1 protein-coding gene is annotated in these 741 nt (G+C 67.1%); it reads left to right on the top strand.

What is annotated here, in order from left to right; all coding sequences use genetic code 11:
- The coding region (locus FF041_RS38690) for a condensation domain-containing protein (RefSeq protein ID WP_228388967.1) at positions 1-741 on the top strand (741 nt) is incomplete at both ends.

The raw sequence follows: 741 nt of genomic DNA on the forward strand, positions 1-741 counted from the left end.
CAGTGGATCGACTTCCTTGAGGGTCCGGATTCGCTGCTCACGGCGGAGCCGGTGGACCCGGAGCGCGATGTCGAGTCCACGATGCGAAAGCTGTCGGTGCGGATCCCCGTCGAAGTGACGGAGCGGCTGCTGACGGGTGTGCCGGTTGCGTTTCATGCGGGGATCGATGATGTGTTGCTGGCTGGGTTGGCTGCTGCGGTGGTGGAGTGGCGTGGTGGGGCCGGTGGTGGGTTCTTGGTGGATGTGGAGGGGCATGGGCGGGTGCCGCTCTCGGGTGGTGAGGATCTGTCGCGGACGGTGGGGTGGTTCACGAGCAGTTATCCGGTGCGGTTGGATGTGGGTGCGGTTGATCTGTCCGATGTGCGTGCGGGTGGGGTGGCTGCGGGTCGGGTGGTGAAGCGGGTCAAGGAGCAGTTGCGTGCTGTTCCGGGTGATGGTCTGGGATACGGGATGCTGCGCTATCTCAATCCTGAGACGGCGCCGGAGCTGGCCGCGCTTCCCGCCGCACAGATCGGCTTCAACTACCTCGGCCGATTCGGTCCCGCCGTCGAGGCGGCGTCAACGGGCTGGTCTCCCGCAGGCGACGATATGGCCGGAGACGTGGGTGGGGACTCACCCGTCATGCACGCGCTGGAAGTCCTGGGCGCGGTGCACGACCGGGCTGAGGGGCCTGAGCTGACGCTGACGGTGGCTTGGCCGGAGGCGCTGCTCGATGAGTCGGGTGTGCGGGCGTTGCTGGAC

Origin of the sequence: Streptomyces jumonjinensis (genome assembly GCF_009600885.1) — a bacterium.
In the GTDB taxonomy this organism is placed as follows: domain Bacteria; phylum Actinomycetota; class Actinomycetes; order Streptomycetales; family Streptomycetaceae; genus Streptomyces; species Streptomyces jumonjinensis.